Annotated in this window: 14 protein-coding genes; 4 read left to right on the top strand and 10 right to left on the bottom strand. The window is 34.8% G+C overall.

Translation table 11 applies throughout. The annotated features are described in order from the left end of the window. Window positions 1–4 precede the first annotated feature (4 nt). The 5 genes from EKL98_RS13065 to EKL98_RS13085 form a co-directional block, all read right to left on the bottom strand. Window positions 5–328 (bottom strand): DUF6370 family protein, encoded by a 324-nt coding sequence (locus EKL98_RS13065; RefSeq protein ID WP_126461666.1) that lies wholly within the window; start codon window positions 326–328, stop codon window positions 5–7. A gap of 143 nt (window positions 329–471) precedes the next feature. After that, entirely contained in the window at window positions 472–624 is a 153-nt protein-coding gene (locus EKL98_RS18110) for a hypothetical protein (RefSeq protein WP_233589438.1), read from the bottom strand. Between the two features lie 266 nt (window positions 625–890). After that, a complete protein-coding gene (gene purT / locus EKL98_RS13075; protein WP_126562841.1) occupies window positions 891–2,051 on the bottom strand; it encodes a formate-dependent phosphoribosylglycinamide formyltransferase in 1,161 nt (386 codons plus the stop codon). A 234-nt stretch (window positions 2,052–2,285) separates the two neighbouring features. Further along, window positions 2,286–3,488 (bottom strand): pyridoxal phosphate-dependent aminotransferase, encoded by a 1,203-nt coding sequence (locus EKL98_RS13080; RefSeq protein ID WP_126562842.1) that lies wholly within the window; start codon window positions 3,486–3,488, stop codon window positions 2,286–2,288. A 99-nt stretch (window positions 3,489–3,587) separates the two neighbouring features. Then, window positions 3,588–4,682 carry a fatty acid desaturase family protein gene (locus EKL98_RS13085; RefSeq protein ID WP_126461676.1) on the bottom strand — a complete coding sequence of 365 codons (1,095 nt, stop codon included), beginning with the start codon at window positions 4,680–4,682 and terminating at the stop codon, window positions 3,588–3,590. 106 nt (window positions 4,683–4,788) lie between these two features. On the opposite strand from EKL98_RS13085, the gene rsmG reads away from it, so the two are divergent. Continuing rightward, window positions 4,789–5,418 (top strand): 16S rRNA (guanine(527)-N(7))-methyltransferase RsmG, encoded by a 630-nt coding sequence (gene rsmG / locus EKL98_RS13090; RefSeq protein WP_126562843.1) that lies wholly within the window; start codon window positions 4,789–4,791, stop codon window positions 5,416–5,418. Window positions 5,419–5,489: 71 nt separating this feature from the next. Here rsmG and EKL98_RS13095 read toward each other — a convergent pair whose 3' ends face one another. Beyond that, complete coding sequence (locus EKL98_RS13095; RefSeq protein WP_126562844.1) at window positions 5,490–9,041, bottom strand: sensor histidine kinase; 3,552 nt, start codon at window positions 9,039–9,041, stop codon at window positions 5,490–5,492. Window positions 9,042–9,384: 343 nt separating this feature from the next. On the opposite strand from EKL98_RS13095, the gene dnaG reads away from it, so the two are divergent. Beyond that, window positions 9,385–11,367 carry a DNA primase gene (dnaG, locus tag EKL98_RS13100; protein ID WP_126554647.1) on the top strand — a complete coding sequence of 661 codons (1,983 nt, stop codon included), beginning with the start codon at window positions 9,385–9,387 and terminating at the stop codon, window positions 11,365–11,367. 142 nt (window positions 11,368–11,509) lie between these two features. Here dnaG and EKL98_RS13105 read toward each other — a convergent pair whose 3' ends face one another. Together EKL98_RS13105 and nadE are read right to left on the bottom strand one after the other, a co-directional pair. Beyond that, window positions 11,510–12,139, bottom strand: coding sequence for a response regulator transcription factor (locus EKL98_RS13105; RefSeq protein WP_126461693.1), 630 nt, complete (start codon window positions 12,137–12,139; stop codon window positions 11,510–11,512). Between the two features lie 94 nt (window positions 12,140–12,233). After that, complete coding sequence (gene nadE, locus EKL98_RS13110; protein WP_126461696.1) at window positions 12,234–13,037, bottom strand: NAD(+) synthase; 804 nt, start codon at window positions 13,035–13,037, stop codon at window positions 12,234–12,236. Window positions 13,038–13,137: 100 nt separating this feature from the next. On the opposite strand from nadE, the gene gldB reads away from it, so the two are divergent. Beyond that, the gene (gene gldB / locus EKL98_RS13115; protein WP_126461699.1) at window positions 13,138–14,094 is read left to right on the top strand and encodes a gliding motility lipoprotein GldB; all 957 of its coding nucleotides are present in this window, start codon (window positions 13,138–13,140) and stop codon (window positions 14,092–14,094) included. Next, the gene (gene gldC, locus EKL98_RS13120; protein WP_126452671.1) at window positions 14,094–14,429 is read left to right on the top strand and encodes a gliding motility protein GldC; all 336 of its coding nucleotides are present in this window, start codon (window positions 14,094–14,096) and stop codon (window positions 14,427–14,429) included. The genes gldB and gldC overlap by 1 nt, the downstream gene beginning before the upstream one ends. Before the next feature lie 82 nt (window positions 14,430–14,511). Here the strand turns inward: gldC and yihA are convergent, their stop codons facing one another. Beyond that, complete coding sequence (gene yihA / locus EKL98_RS13125) at window positions 14,512–15,132, bottom strand: ribosome biogenesis GTP-binding protein YihA/YsxC (protein ID WP_126461702.1); 621 nt, start codon at window positions 15,130–15,132, stop codon at window positions 14,512–14,514. 25 nt (window positions 15,133–15,157) lie between these two features. Next, entirely contained in the window at window positions 15,158–15,937 is a 780-nt protein-coding gene (locus tag EKL98_RS13130) for an alpha/beta fold hydrolase (protein WP_126461705.1), read from the bottom strand. Window positions 15,938–16,118 lie beyond the last annotated feature (181 nt).

Here is a 16,118-nt window from a genome sequence, read left to right on the forward strand (position 1 = left end):
TTTTTTATTTTTTTGGCAGTAATTTAAAAGAAGTTACTTTGAACCGATTATCTACAATTTTACCAACAATTTCGGCTTTTCGTATTGTTGTACAAAAACCGTCATTGGCGTGTGCATCTCCGTGCGAATCGATTGAACTACCGTCAACAAAATAAGATTTCCCATCCACACGAACGGCTAATTCACAACCGTGTCCTTCCATTCCAAACTGGCATTGACCACAAGCAGCCTCAACAATTTGTGGTTTTGGTTCTTCTTTTTTATCTTTATCCTGAGCACTTGCTAATGTTACAACGAACAAAAGGGTTAAGTATAATAACTTTTTCATAATTGATTATTTTTTGCTTTAGCTAAGATACTCGTTTTTTACATCGAATAATTTTTAAACATGTAAATTCATATTAATCTGGAAAGAGGAATGTTAATAGAAGCCATTTCAATAATGACAACTGCAATAATTGGAATGATTCGTCAATCAAAACTTTCGGCAAAAAAGAATTGAGCAAGGCCAAATGTGGCAATACCTTGTGCTACCGTCAGACCATAATTAACATACATTGCACCATGAAAATAACCCGGTTCTTTCTCGAATTTATTGTGACCATGGAGGCAATATTTATTCATTTTTGGAAATCCTATGCGTAAGCAAATATTTTTTTTCTTTGAAAACTTTCCCTTGAAGGCAGTGTGGGTAATCATTATTCAGGATGTCTACGATAGAATTAGACATCGGTATTTTTTTATCAAAGGTATTTAAAGGTTCCAGAAGAACTTTCGAATGGTTAGGTGATAATTCACAAGATGATAAAAAGGAACGCTGATAACACTGATTTAGCGAATTTTTTTTTCATCTTGTTTTCGGTATAATATTGGAAGTTTATTAAATGTAATTACGAATGCACGGTAATCAACCTTGCTGCATTTTTTGCTTTTTCTACCACTTCTTCAATTGGAGTTTCTACGGTATCACTTACTAAAGCCACTGCCATTCTGCGGTAGGGTCTTGAAGTTGGTTTACCAAATATTCTGAAATCCGTTTTAGGTAAAGCCGCAATTTTTTCGATACCGGAGTACGTTGGGTTTGTAGAGTTTTCCGAAGCTAAAATGACTGCACTGGCTCCCGCTTTTTCTAATGTGATTTCAAAAATAGGCAAACTTAAAATAGCGCGTAAATGCAATTCAAATTCATTGAAGTTTTGTGTTCCAGCTAATGTTACCATTCCGGTATCATGCGGACGAGGCGATAATTCTGAGAAATAAACGCCGTCATCAGTCAAGAAAAATTCGACTCCAAAAAGTCCTGCGCCGCCCAAAGCTTCGGTTACTTTTTCGGCCATGTCTTGCGCTTCGTACAAATCCTTGTCGGAAATTATGGCGGGTTGCCAGCTTTCCTGATAATCGCCTCGCTCTTGGCGGTGACCAATTGGCGCACAAAATAATGTTGGATTATTGTTTTGTACCACCGTTAATAAAGTAATCTCCGAATTAAATTTGACAAATGCTTCTACAATCACTTCTACGACATCACCACGGGAACCCTCCACGGCATACTTCCATGCTTTTTCGATATCGGCTTCGGTTTTTATAGTGGATTGTCCTTTTCCGGACGAAGACATTAATGGTTTGACGACACACGGCATTCCAACGGCTTCAACGCCTTTTTGTAATTCCTCGGCAGTAGTGGCGTAGCGGTAGTTTGCGGTTTTTAATCCTAATTCTTTAGATGCTAAATCTCGAATCGCTTTACGGTTCATCGTGAAGTTTGCCGCTTTCGCAGAAGGAACTACGGTAATTCCTTGGTTTTCATAGTCATAAAAACGCTCGGTTCTGATAGCTTCTATTTCTGGAACAATAAAATCAGGTTTATGTTTGGCGACGACGCGGTCTAGGGCTTCTCCGTCGAGCATATTGATGACTTCAAAATCATGGGCAACTTGCATGGCGGGTGCATTTTCGTAACTGTCCACCGCAATTACGATTTGCCCTATGCGTTGTGCAGCGATTGTAAATTCTTTTCCTAATTCGCCTGAGCCGAGAAGTAGTATTTTCATGTTTTTATTGTGTTAGGTATAGCTAGGGACATCTCGCGAGCTGTCCTTACTGCATGAGGGATAGTAGTGGAAATCCTTTGTATTTCCGCAGCGATAGCGAAGGTAATAAAAAAGATTGCAACGGATAGCCCGACCCGCCTTTTCTGCGGGGCATGCCCCAAAAAAAATAGTTTAAAATTTAAAGCGTTAAAACTTTAAACCTTAAACTATTTTAAACTTGAAACAAATTTTATATTATGCAGGAACCTCAGTAAGAGCTACAGCTTCTTTGATTCGGCGTAAGGCTTCAATTAGCAATTCTTCGCTTGTTGCGTAAGAAAAACGGATACAGTTTGGGTTTCCAAAAGCGTCACCGGTTACGGTTGCTACATTGGCTTCGCCCAAAAGATACATAGAGAAATCATTGGCGTCTTTGATAAACGTTCCTTTTAATGTTTTTCCGAAAAAAGAAGAAACGTCTGGGAATACATAAAAAGCACCTTCGGGAACGTTGATTTTTACTCCTGGAATGTCTTTTAATAATCCAACGACTAAATCTCTACGGCTATGGAAAGCGTCCACCATGTGTTTTAGAACACTTGGATCAGCATCTACTGCGGTAATAGTAGCACGTTGTGCAATACTATTCGCACCGCTTGTTACTTGACCTTGAATTTTTGTACACGCTTTTGCAATGAATTCTGGTGCGCCAATATATCCAATTCTCCAACCTGTCATAGCGAAAGCTTTGGCTACTCCATTTACGGTAATTGTTCGTTCTAACATTCCCGGGATGGATGCGATGCTGCAAAAAGTTCCGGAGAAATTAATGTGCTCGTAGATTTCGTCAGCAACAACATATACATGTGGGTGTTTTTCCAACACTTTGGCAAGAGCCGTTAATTCGTCTCTGTTGTACACCGATCCGCTTGGGTTACAAGGGGAACTAAACCACATCATTTTTGTTTTTGGTGTAATTGCTGCTTCTAATTGTTCTGGTGTGATTTTGAAATCCGTATCTACAGAAGTGGGTACTTCTACAGGAACTCCGCCTGATAATTTTACGATTTCGAAATACGAAACCCAGTAAGGAGCCGGTAAAATTACTTCGTCACCGTCGTTTAGCATTACTTGAGCAATGTTGTATAACGATTGTTTTGCTCCGGTTGACACTACAATTTGAGAGGGTTTGTACTCTAAATTATTGTCTCTTTTGAATTTTCTGCAAATGGCTTCTTTTAATTCAGCATATCCTTCTACTGGAGAGTAGGTGCTGTAATTTTCGTCAATCGCTTTTTTTGCCGCTTCTTTGATGAAGTCTGGCGTATTGAAATCTGGTTCGCCTAAGCTTAAACTGATAATGTCTCTTCCTTGTGCTTTTAATTCTCTGGCCAAAGCTGCCATTGCTAATGTTTGAGATGTAGATAAATTGTTTATTCTATCGGATAATGGATTCATTGTAATAGGTTGTAGTTAGTTTATTAGTATATATACACTGTAAAGATGCAATCTAGAGATGCACTGCAGAGCATCTCTAGATGTTGTGATTTTGAATGATTATGTAAGTTCTGGTTTCATTCCCAATTCTTTCAAATGCTTAAAATGAGCAATAACAGCACTTCGCATCGTTTTGTATTCGTAATACGGCAAGTTGCATTCTTGGGCGGTTTGCTTTACGATACTCGCAATTTTCCCATAATGCACGTGACTGATATTTGGGAAAATATGGTGCTCTATTTGGTGGTTTAATCCACCGGTGTACCAGTTGACAATGGCATTTTTTGGTGCAAAATTGGTGGTGGTAAACAATTGGTGAATCGCCCAAGTGTTATCCATTTCTCCTAATTCATTAGGAGAAGGATTGGTCGTTTCTTCGACAACGTGTGCTAATTGGAATACAACACTTAATATGAGTCCTGCGGTATAATGCATGAGGAAGAATCCAATAAGAACTTTCCACCATGTGATTCCAATAACGATTGGTAACACGATCCAAATAGAAACGTAAATTATTTTAGTGATAATTAAAGTGGTCCAAAGTATTTTTGGGCTTTTTGCTTCTCCGTAAGATAATTTTCGCTTTAAATAGCTTTTCATCTGCTTGAAATCAGTTGTAATAGCCCAGTTGAACGTTAATAATCCATATAAAAATACCGAATAATATTGCTGAAAACGGTGAAAATTATACCATGTTGCTTCTTTTGTAAAACGAATCACACGTCCGGCATCTAAATCCTCATCGTGACCTGGAATGTTTGTGTACGTATGGTGCAAAACATTATGTTGAACTTGCCAGTTGTAGACATTTCCTGCCAGAACATAAATAGTTCCTCCCATAAATTTATTGACCCAGTGTTTATTGGAATAGGAGCCATGATTTCCATCATGCATGACATTCATTCCCACTCCAGCCATTCCAATTCCCATAACAATTGTTAATAGAAGATGTGCCCAAAAAGGCATACCTAATGTCAGAATTAAAAAATAAGGCGCCAGGAAAACCGTAATCAAAATGATAGTTTTTAAATAAAGTTTCCAGTTTCCAGTCTTTTGGATGTTGTTTTCTTTAAAGTAAGTATTTACCCGTGAGTTAAGTGTTCTGAAAAATTTCAGGCTATCTTGTTTTGCAAATGTTGGTAGCGTATCTGTCATAAAAAAATCAATAAAGGTCAAAGGTAATTATTATAAATTTTTGGATATACAAAATTGAGATAAATATTTTAACTCTAAAGTATTACTTTTGTTAAAAAATTAAAAGATGAATGAGATTCTGAAGCATTTTCCTAATTTAATGGATATTCAAAAAGAACAGTTTGAAAAATTGGATTTTTTATACCATGATTGGAACGAAAAAATAAATGTTATTTCCAGAAAAGATATTGATGCCTTATACACCAAACATATCTTGCATTCGTTGGGGATTGCCAAAATCATACAATTTGAACCGGGAACGTATGTCCTTGATGTGGGAACAGGAGGTGGATTCCCTGGAATTCCATTGGCGATTCTTTTTCCGGAAACGCGTTTTTATTTGATAGATATTATTGCAAAAAAAATAAAAGTGGTTCAGGCTGTTGCCGAGGGATTGGAATTAAAAAATGTTAAAGCTGAGCAAATGCGAGCAGAGAATGTAAAAGGAGATTTTGATTTTATTGTGAGTCGTGCCGTGACCAATATGCCGGATTTTGTTTCTTGGGTGAAAACCAAAATCAAAAAGAACAACAAACACGAATTGAAAAACGGAATTTTGTACTTAAAAGGAGGCGATTTAACTGAAGAATTAAAGGGTTTCCCTAAAGCGACGGAATATAATTTAGCTGATTTTTTTGAAGATGAATTCTTTGAAACAAAGAAAGTAATCCACGTGCCGTTGAAGTTTGTGGTTTAGAAACATAGAATAATTTTGTCTCAAACGGCTTTTTTTCAGGAAATAGGAATCTCTGCTGGTTGAGATTCCTTCTAATTGTGTACTGGAAATTCAAGGGTTACCTTAGTTCCTTTTCCTAATTTACTTTCAAGTTGAATTGTTCCTGAGTTTTTTTCTGTAAATGTTTTTACGATATAGAGGCCTAATCCAGTTCCTTGGATTCCATCGGTATTACTGGCCCTAAAAAAAGTATTGAATAATTTTGGTTGATCTTCGGCTGGAATTCCAATACCTAAATCAATAATCTCTAAACAAATAGTTTTTTCGATGACACATAAATTTAGCTCAATATCACCAAAGCCTTCTGAATATTTAAAGGCATTGTTTAATAAGTTGAAAATAGTATATTCCATCAGTTTTTGATCTGCCATAACTCGAAAATTATCGCCTTTGATGGAGGTTTGAACTTTTCTTCCAATTAATTGATCGGGATAACTTATTTCGATCACATCTAGGCAAATTTGTTTTAAATCAAATTCGGTAGGATCGAAATTCGTTTTTCCGGAGTCCTCTTTTGAGATCGTTAGCACGGCATTCATCAATTGAACAATGCGATCAATTTCTTCAATAATACAATCAATTCTTTTTTGCAAACGGGGAGCATTTTCTATTTTTTCATGTTCTAAGTAAAGACTTATTAGTTCAGCACTAGTTCTGATGGTTGTCATAGGCGTTCTGAACTCATGTGAAATTGTGGATACTAAATTCGTGCGAAGATCATTTAAATCGCGTTCTTTCAGTAATGCTTTTTCAATTTTTTCTTCGGCTTCTTTTTGGGTGGTAATTTCTCTGTTTGAGGAATGAAAGCTAATTGTAACACCATTTTCTTTAACTAAATTGGCCTTAATTTCAAACCAAATATAATCGCCGCTTATGTTTCTAAACCGGATCTGAATTGCTATGTCTTCCATTTCTGTTAGAAAGCCTATGATGTGACTTTGAAGTTCCTCAATATCGTCAGGATGGGCATAATCTACAGGAAATTTCCCTATTAAAGATTGTGGGGTGTATCCTAATAGTTTTTCAATAGAAGGAGAAACGTATTTGAAAGAGGTGTCTGTATTATGCAAGCAAACTAAATCAACGGTGTTATCAGCTAAAAGACGGTATAAATTTTTAGCTTTGTTGAGCTGAATGGTTTTGATCCTGTTATTTTCTTCGGATAATATTTTGTTTTGTTTTTCAATCCTTTTCCGATCTGTTATATTGATCATCTGGAAAATATGACGTTTCGTTTTGTTTCGACTGCTTTTAATTATTGAAGCAGATATATACATCCAAATGACAGATTTATTTTTATGAATAAATCTTTTTTCTAAATTGAAATTAGAGATTTTTCCGGAATTTAATTGCTCTTTCAAAATAAAATCATTTTTTAAATCTTTTGGATAAGTTATTTCTTGAGAGGTTAAGGACGCAAATTCCTTTTTAGAATAGCCTAATATTTCACAAAGTTTTTCATTGACTTCTACAAAATTATCATCAATGTCTATTAACGCCATTCCTGCTGCCGAATATTCAAAAGCATCTTTAAACTGTTCTTGGCTTTGTTGTAATTCATCTTTGAGTATCTTCTCCTTAGTGATCTCTTGCATTGCACCAATCATCCGTATGGCTTTACCTTCATTGTTTCGAATGATTATGGCCTTGTCATTTACGAATCCATAGGAAGTATCTGTTTTTTTATAACGATACTCATGGGACCACACATTATTTTGACTTTTAACAGCCACATCTAGACTTTCAAAAACAGCTTTTTTCTCATCCGGATGTAAAAAATTATTAAGGAAACTAGCTGCTAGTACATTTTTCTTAAATGTATAACCAAAAAGCGTTTTAAAGCCATCTCCGACATAAATTTTGTCAGTGGTCAAATCCCAATCCCAAATGGCATCAAAAGTAGCCTTGCTAAAATAAGAAAAGCGCTCGTTACTTTCTTTTAAAGCATCTTCTGCTTTTTTCTGTGCCGATATGTCAATAAAGGAACATATTACGAAAAGTAATTCATTGTGTTTTCCAAGTACGGGTACGGCATCAACCAACAACCATACTAAATTTTTAAGTGTGGGATTATAGACTCCCATAATGACATTGTTTATTGGTTTTAGTGTCTGGATTGCTTGAGGGACTGCATGATCCTCCGCTTTAAATAAAGTACCGTCAAGATGAATTGTCTTCCAGTGCTCGTCGTAGGATGTTTTTCCAAGTAATTGGTCTTCTGTGAGTCCTAGCATTTCGCAGGCTGCTTTGTTGTTTTCTAATATTTCTGAGTCAGGGCCTTGGACTATAATTCCCACAGCTATATTGTAGATTATACTTTTAGTAAGCTGTCTGCTTTTAATAATTTCTTGCTGGGTTTTTTTACTTTCAGTGATATCTACACCAAATCCTATCATCATTTCTAGGGTTTCATCTTCATGAAAAACAGGAGTTAGTTTTCGGGTATGATAGGTTTTTGTGCCATCAAGATGTTCTATAGTATCCTCCCACTCAATTGTATTCCTGGATTCTATGGCTTCTAGAAAATGGATGCGTCTTGTTTTTGCAAAGGCATCATCTCTGCCAGTATGTTTTGCATATTCAAAATCGTTTTTTCCTATAATGAATTTTCGTAGCTCCTCTTTTTTTATAGCGGCTGGATTTAAATACGTGTAGGTATGACTGCTGTCAAAAACGGCGACATCCGTTGGGAGCCTGTCCAATATTTTTTCATAAAATTCTTTTTGTAATACTAGCTTTTGTTGAATTTCAATATACTCCGTAATGTCTCTACAGTTTCCTATAAAAATTGGCAGACCATTTTTTTGAGATAATTTTAAACGTGTGGAATGCCAAACATAATAACCTTCCTGATGAAGAATTCTATAGGTAAATTCACCTTCATTTTTTCCGGTTTCAATTGCTTCACTTAAATAAGTTTTGCAATTTTCTAAATCGTCAGGATGTAAAAAAAAAGTATTGCTTTTGTCTAAAATATCTTTATTCTCATAGCCTAGGTATTTAGTCCAGTTGTCTGAAGCATAGGTGATTATTCCTTCTAGGTTAAGCTCGTAAGTAATTTCTTTTGAATTGTCAATAAATAATTGAAATTGAGTGTCCTGTTCTTTGATTGTTTTTTGTAAGCTCTGGTTTTCAATATGTAATTTTAATAAAGATTGGATTTGTAGCACAGTATATTTTAGATGTTTTAACTGCATTACAGAAAGCTCTCTAGGGCTAGTATCCATAATACAAAGAGTTCCAATGACTAGATTTTCATTAAAACATATAGGGAAACCCGCAAAAAAAGCTATTAAATTTAAATTTTCGGGAGGAGCATCAATGTCTTTATTAATGTCTGAGATAATTTTAATTTTATTTTGCTGGATGGTATTCTCATTAAGTGCAATAATAGTAGGAGAGATGGGAATATAATCAAAACCTATTTTTGTAACTATTATGGGACTAATAGAGTCTGTTAATGAAATAAATGCAAGAGGCATCTCGCATACCTCGGATGCAAATAATAAAACCGTATTGAATTCCTCTTGAATAGTTCTGTTTTCAAATAATTCGCTTATTTTTTTCTTGTCAAATACAGGCATAGGTTCTTGGTGTAATTGATTAATTAACAATTATTTTGCGTCATAGATATAGGTTTTTTAAAGTAATTGTTTCTTTATCAATAAGTTGTAATGTAGATTGGGGGGAATCAATTACAAAATAACGTCTAATTTATTAAATATAAAAGAATGTTAAAAACTAATAACTTTTTTAACTGATTTAAAATGATGATTTAGCGCGTTTCTTTGATTTGTAAAACATTAATAACTTCTTAAATTATCAAATGGAATGATTTATGAGTTTAACTAGGAGTTGATTTTATTTGTACTAACAATAATTTTTCAGGTTAAACTTTGTAACTTTGGATTTCAAAAAATAATAGATTTGATCACAAAAGCTACTATAGATACTGTTTTCGAAACTGCTCGGGTAGAGGAGGTTATCGGTGATTTTGTGCAATTAAAACGCGCAGGGAGTAACTTCAAAGGGCTTAGTCCTTTTTCGGAAGAGCGTTCTCCATCGTTTATGGTTTCCCCAGCAAAGGGAATCTGGAAAGATTTTAGTTCTGGAAAAGGAGGGAATTCAGTTGCTTTCTTAATGGAACACTCCCATTTCACTTACCCGGAAGCCATACGGTATTTAGCCAAAAAATACAATATAGAAATTGAGGAAACCGAGCAAACGGATCAAGAAAAAGCCATTACGGATGTACGGGAAAGTATGTATTTGGTATCGGAGTTTGCAAAAAGTTATTTTCATAACACCCTTTTCAATTCTGAAGAAGGCAAAGCAATAGGGTATTCTTATTTTAAAGAAAGAGGATTTACTGCGGATACAATTAAGAAATTTAGTTTGGGATATTCCCCTGAAAGTTGGGATGCCTTTACCAAAGAAGCCTTAGGGAAAGGTTATAAATTAGAGTTTCTAGAAAATACCGGACTCACAATTCCAAGGGATGACAGGCCTTTTGACAGGTTCAAAGGTCGCGTTATGTTTCCTATAGAAAGTATGTCAGGTCGAGTACTTGGTTTTGGAGGCAGAATTCTTACCAACGATAAAAAAGCGGCAAAATACTTGAATTCACCGGAAAGTGAAATTTACCATAAAAGTAAAGTGCTGTATGGTATTTTTCAGGCCAAACAATCAATAGCCAAATTAAATAATTGTTATTTAGTCGAAGGATATACTGATGTAATTCAGTTCAACCAATCCGGAATTGAAAATGTGGTTGCTTCCTCAGGCACGGCGCTTACACCGGATCAAATCCGTTTAATAAACAGATTGACAAAAAATATCACAGTGCTTTTTGATGGAGATGCCGCAGGTTTACGGGCTTCTGTGCGTGGAATTGATCTAATTTTAGAGGAAGGAATGAATGTAAAAGTGTGTACGTTTCCTGATGGGGAAGATCCGGACAGTTTTGCAAAAAAAACATCTTATGAAGCGTTAGTTTTATACTTAGAGAATAACGCAAAAGATTTTATTCAGTTCAAAGCCTCTCTTTTGATGAATGAAGCGAAGAATGATCCCGTCAAAAAAGCAGATCTTATACGGGACATGGTCGTCAGCATTTCGAAAATTCCGGACAGGATTCAACGAGAAATTTATATCCAGGAATGTTCCAGAATAATGGATATTTCAGAGCAGGTTTTACTAAGCACTTTGGCGCAATTAGTCCAAAAAGACGGTATCGAAATTGAAAAAAAACACAAACAAAAGCAATTGCAGAATGCCTTTGACTATGTTAAAAATGACGATACTGTCCAGACTGACAAAGTAGATTCACTGTATCGATTTGAACGTAAAATAATTGAAATCCTATTGCTTTATGGTAACAAGACGGAAAAATTTGAAGAAGTTTTATTAAAGTCAAATAGCGACGGAGAAATTGTGGACGTTACCGAAATAAAAGAATTAAAAGTTTTTCAGAAAATATATTTGAGTTTGCAAGATGATGAAGTAGAATTTGCAAGTCCTATATTTAGAGATATATACAAAAATTTAATCGATTATTATTTGCAAAATGAGAACTCTGGGCTTGATAAATATATAAATCACTACCAGTCAGGTGTTCCTGATGAAGTAACTAATATTATAATGGAAGAGGAAAAAAATGTTTTGCACAATTGGACTGGTCAAAATATTTTCCCTAAAAGTAAAGAAGAAATGTTAAATCAGGATGTTTCGGACACATTGCTTACTTTAAGATGGTTTCTGCTTAGTGAGATTATTGAAGAGTTGAAAAACTCCGTTTCTAACGATCCGGAATCAGATAATATGGAGTCATTGTCTTTAGCAATGAGTTATATAGAGTTGCGAGGTAAGTTTTCAAAAAAATTAGGGCGAGTTGTGGTACGATACCATTAAAGGCTACACAATCTATAAATCAAAAAGCGCTGTATCTCTGAAATTTGATACAGAGATACAGCGCTTTTATTAATTGTAATGAATCAACATGTAATCCATTCTTTTTTTTAAATTGCCTAGACGTGGTTAGGCCTCAATGGTATTAAACGATTTCTAACGTTTTTGCTTTGTTTACTAAATCTACTAGATTAGTAACATTTAGTTTTGTTAACAATCGCAGTTTGTACGTACTAATCGTTTTTTCATTTAGTTTAAGAATAGTCGCGATCTCGTGGTTTTTCTTTCCATCACTTAGATAACGCAAAACCTCCACTTCCCGGTTGGAAAGCTTACGATACAATCTTTCACTCTTGCTTTGTTTTGCAATTAAGGCTAAATTTTTCTTTACAGTCTCATTCATGATTATTTTTCCTTGGTGGACTTTAACAATCGACTGACCTAAGGTTTCTAGTTTTTCAGATTTGTGCACAAAGCCAGATACTCCGGCTTTAATGGCATTTGGCGCATAAATCTGTTCTGAAAGACCACTGAAGATAATGATTTTAGTTTTTGGAAAATTTTTCAAAAGTGCTTTCACTTCAAAAATACTGGAAAGACCTTCCAGTTCCAAGTCTAATATCAATACATCAATGTCTTTTGTTAAAAGTATATCCCGTACCATCAAAAAGTTACCAACATTGGCTACTATTGATATCTCGGCATTGTCTTTAAAGTAAGATTTTACTCCAAAATGCACAACGGGGTAATTGTCGGCTATACATACTTTAATCATGATTTTAGTTTTTTAGAATTATTTATTATTGGAAATGTAAAATTAATAAATAAATTCTGTAATTAATTGTAAATCAATATAAAATATCATTTCTTTAATCTTTTGGGATAAAACAAACTGGTATTGCGGTCATTTTATGTTGATTATTAGTGTTTAATCGTTTGTAGATTTCAAAAACAATTTTGTCTCTTCCGGTAAAATTTTCGATTGATTTTCCAGCGTGATCTTCTGCCATTGCCCACTCTAGCTCATTATAGCTGGCGCCTAATTGATCTTCATCGGTTCTTTCATCTCCAAATAATCCGTCGGTGGGCGGTGCTTTCAAAATAGAATCTGGAATTTTTAAATAGTTGCCTAAAAGATAGACTTCTGACTTCATTAAGTCGGCAATAGGGCTTAAATCAACACCTCCATCGCCATATTTAGTATAAAAACCAACGCCAAAATCCTCTACTTTATTTCCCGTTCCGGCAACTAATAAACAATGAATGCCTGCAAAATAATACAATGTGGTCATTCTTAAGCGAGCTCGGGTGTTAGCCAGGGATAGGTTTACTTTAGAAATATCTGAATGATTACCGGGCACTATTTTTTTGAAACTCTCAAAAACAGATGTCAAATCAGCTTCCACGCTAGTTACGTTAGGGAATCTTTTTTTTAATTGTTCGATATGTTCCCGGCCTCTTGTTACATGGCTTTGCGCTTGATGGATGGGCATTTCAATACATAAAACCTGCAGTCCGGTCTGGGCGCATAGTGTAGAGGTTACCGCTGAATCAACTCCCCCTGAAATCCCAATAACAAATCCGTTCACTTTAGCATTTTCAGCATATGTTTTTAACCAATTTACAATAAGAGTATTTATTTTTTCGACGGGTAGTGCCCTTTTTTTAGTCATAATAGTTTACGTTTTAAAAAGTAGGAATGTATATTTGCACACTAAATTAGTTGCAGATGGGTTTCCTTAAATTCTGTGGTAACAAATTTAATTAATAATTATGAAAATAGATCTGTTGTCCCTCGTCTTTTGCCTCTTTTTTTTGTCATGTGATAAGAAAAGTAAAGTAGAGAATACTATTGCTGCAATTCCTGTACAAGTAAAATTAGAACGATTTGATATAATATTTTTTGAAACGCCACCAAAAGACTTAGAGAAAATAAAAAAAGAGTTTCCTTTCTTTTTTCCTCCAGGAAATGACAACAGCGTTTGGCTGAATAAAATGCAGGATCCAATCTGGAGAGAATTATATACGGAAGTACAAAAAAAATATGCTGATATTGAACCGGTAAAAGAAGAATTAGAAGGTGTGCTTAAGCATATTAAATACTATTTTCCTGAAACAAAAATACCAAAAGTGATTACCGTAATTGCTGAGATGGACTATAATAATAAAGCCATTTATGCAGACAGTCTGGTTATTATCTCACTTGAATTGTATTTAGGGAAAGACCATAAATTTTATCAGTTTCCCAATTATTTAAAACAAAATTTTGAACAAAGACAGATTGCACCAGATGTAGTTTCGAGTTTTTCAACACGTAAAATTCCTCCTGTTTTAGATAAGGATTTGCTGAGTCAGATGATTTATTGTGGAAAACAATTGTATTTAAAAGACTTGCTTTTGCCAAAGTATACAGAAGCCGAAAAAATAGGGTATACGCCAGAGCAATTATTATGGTGTCAAGAAAATGAAAGTTACATGTGGCGTTATTTTATTGAGAAAGAATTACTTTACAGTAACGATCAAAAGTTAATTCCACGATTTATAAATCCAGCACCATTTTCTAAGTTTTATCTGGAAATAGACAATGAATCTCCAGGCCGGGTTGGTGCCTGGATCGGTTGGCAAATAGTGCGATCCTATATGAATAATAAGGACGCAGGTATTGCAGATCTGTTAAAAAAAGATGCGAAAGAAATATTTAAACAATCAAAATACAAACCTAAAAAGTAATGTCAAATACACACACCTCAGAAATTAAGTTTCTAATCGAATTAGATGAAAATAAGGTTCCGGAAAAATTAATGTGGACCGCTAAAGATGGCGGAGTTGAGCTGGAGGAAGCCAAAGCAATAATGTTGTCTATTTGGGATAGCAAAGCAAAAGAAAGTATGCGCATTGATTTGTGGACGAAGGAAATGCCGGTAGATGAAATGAAAATTTTCTTTCACCAGACTTTAGTAGCAATGTCTGAAACTTTCAAGCGTGCTACTGATGATGAAAAAATGGCGGATACGATGAAAGATTTTTGCGATTATTTTGCTGAAAAATTGGAACTCACAAAGTAAATTTTTGTGTTGTTTTGCAAAAAAAAATCCCAAGACTAAAGTGTAGTTTTGGGATTTTATTGCAATGCTCTTAGATTGTTTTCTAAAACTGGCTGTTGTTTTTAAAAACTTCCTGATTTACTTCTTCAATGTAATTTAATACGTCCTCTTTTCCGGTAGATTCAGTCGCTGATGTGACAAAGTAATGCGGCATTTCGGCCCAGTTATTCGCAAACATTTTCTTTTTATAAGCGGCTACGTGAGAGTCTATTTTTACCTTGCTGATTTTGTCCGCTTTCGTGAAAACTATACAAAAAGGAATTTCGCTTTCACCCATATACGACATGAATTCAATGTCGATAGTTTGTGCTTCGTGACGAATATCAATCAAAACAAAAGCACAAACAAGTTGCTCTCTGGTCTCAAAATAATCAGTGATGAATTCTTGAAAAATAGATTTTGTTTTTTTAGAAACTTTAGCATATCCATAACCGGGTAGATCGACAAGAAACCAATTGCTGTTAATTAAAAAATGATTAATCAATTGGGTTTTCCCTGGTCTGCCGGATGTTTTAGCTAATTTTTTTTGGTTGGTCAGCATATTTATCAAAGAGGATTTTCCTACATTTGATCGACCTATAAAAGCATATTCCGGTAAAAAGTCTTTTGGACATTTTGCCACATCAGAGTTGCTAATAACAAATTCGGCGGTATTAATTTTCATTTTTGCTAGGTATAAAATTCTCCTTTTACGATTTGTGTACGGATAAATGAGTGTTTGTAAGCCACTCCTCAAGTAAGCGATTGAATTCCTCCGGATGTTCCATCATGGCCGCATGACCGCAGTTATCGATCCAATATAAAGTAGAATTAGGTAATAATTTATTGAACTCTTCTGCTACATCTGGAGGGGTGACTTTGTCATTTTTCCCCCAAATAAGACAGGTTTGAACATGCATTTTAGGTAAATCTTTTGCCATATTATGGCGAATGGCACTTTTTGCAATAGTCAGTGTTTTGATCAATTTCATGCGGTCGTTAACAGACTCGTAGACTTCGTCTATAAGTTCTTTAGTCGCAACTTTTGGATCATAAAATACATCTTCTGCTTTTTTCTTAATGTATTCATAGTCCCCCCTTTTTGGGTAGCTATCGCCCATGGCACTTTCATAAAGACCTGAACTTCCGGTTATTACAAGACCGGCTACTTTTTCAGGATACATTTTAGTGTGGTACAATGCAATATGGCCACCAAGTGAATTTCCTAAAAGGATAACACGATCTAATCCTTTAAAAGTGATGAAATCCTTGACATATTTTGCAAAACTTTTCACGTTAGTTTTTAAAATATTTTGAGTATATATCGGTAAATCTGGAATAATTATTTTATATCCTCTTGTAGAAAAGTAGCTGGCAACGGTATCAAAGTTGCTAAGTCCCCCCATAAGTCCGTGTAAGATTACGATTGGAGTTCCTTCACCAGCTTCATAATAGCTGTATCTGCCTTCTTTTTTGTAGTGTTTTTCCATTTTTTGTAAATGCGGATTTTCAATTTTGACAAATATAGGATTTAATAAATAAAAATGGATTTTTAGAACAATTTTTAATTGTAAAATTATCCCACTTTAGATAAAATTTAGTTATTTTTTTTTAGGATTTAGCAACAAATTTCTATGTAAATGCCTTTTATTTTTACATCAAAAAAATTAA

It is taken from the genome of Flavobacterium bomense, assembly GCF_003970355.1.

Excerpts from the sequence above, each read along its gene's own strand:
- EKL98_RS13105 (WP_126461693.1), bottom strand. The coding sequence starts at position 12,139 with ATGATTAAAGTATGTATAGCCGACAATTACCCCGTTGTGCATTTTGGA.
- yihA (WP_126461702.1), bottom strand. The coding sequence starts at position 15,132 with ATGAAAATTAATACCGCCGAATTTGTTATTAGCAACTCTGATGTGGCA.
- nadE (WP_126461696.1), bottom strand. The coding sequence starts at position 13,037 with ATGACTAAAAAAAGGGCACTACCCGTCGAAAAAATAAATACTCTTATT.
- gldB (WP_126461699.1), top strand. The coding sequence starts at position 13,138 with ATGAAAATAGATCTGTTGTCCCTCGTCTTTTGCCTCTTTTTTTTGTCA.
- EKL98_RS13095 (WP_126562844.1), bottom strand. The coding sequence starts at position 9,041 with ATGCCTGTATTTGACAAGAAAAAAATAAGCGAATTATTTGAAAACAGA.
- EKL98_RS18110 (WP_233589438.1), bottom strand. The coding sequence starts at position 624 with ATGAATAAATATTGCCTCCATGGTCACAATAAATTCGAGAAAGAACCG.
- rsmG (WP_126562843.1), top strand. The coding sequence starts at position 4,789 with ATGAATGAGATTCTGAAGCATTTTCCTAATTTAATGGATATTCAAAAA.
- EKL98_RS13065 (WP_126461666.1), bottom strand. The coding sequence starts at position 328 with ATGAAAAAGTTATTATACTTAACCCTTTTGTTCGTTGTAACATTAGCA.
- EKL98_RS13080 (WP_126562842.1), bottom strand. The coding sequence starts at position 3,488 with ATGAATCCATTATCCGATAGAATAAACAATTTATCTACATCTCAAACA.
- purT (WP_126562841.1), bottom strand. The coding sequence starts at position 2,051 with ATGAAAATACTACTTCTCGGCTCAGGCGAATTAGGAAAAGAATTTACA.
- gldC (WP_126452671.1), top strand. The coding sequence starts at position 14,094 with ATGTCAAATACACACACCTCAGAAATTAAGTTTCTAATCGAATTAGAT.
- EKL98_RS13130 (WP_126461705.1), bottom strand. The coding sequence starts at position 15,937 with ATGGAAAAACACTACAAAAAAGAAGGCAGATACAGCTATTATGAAGCT.
- EKL98_RS13085 (WP_126461676.1), bottom strand. The coding sequence starts at position 4,682 with ATGACAGATACGCTACCAACATTTGCAAAACAAGATAGCCTGAAATTT.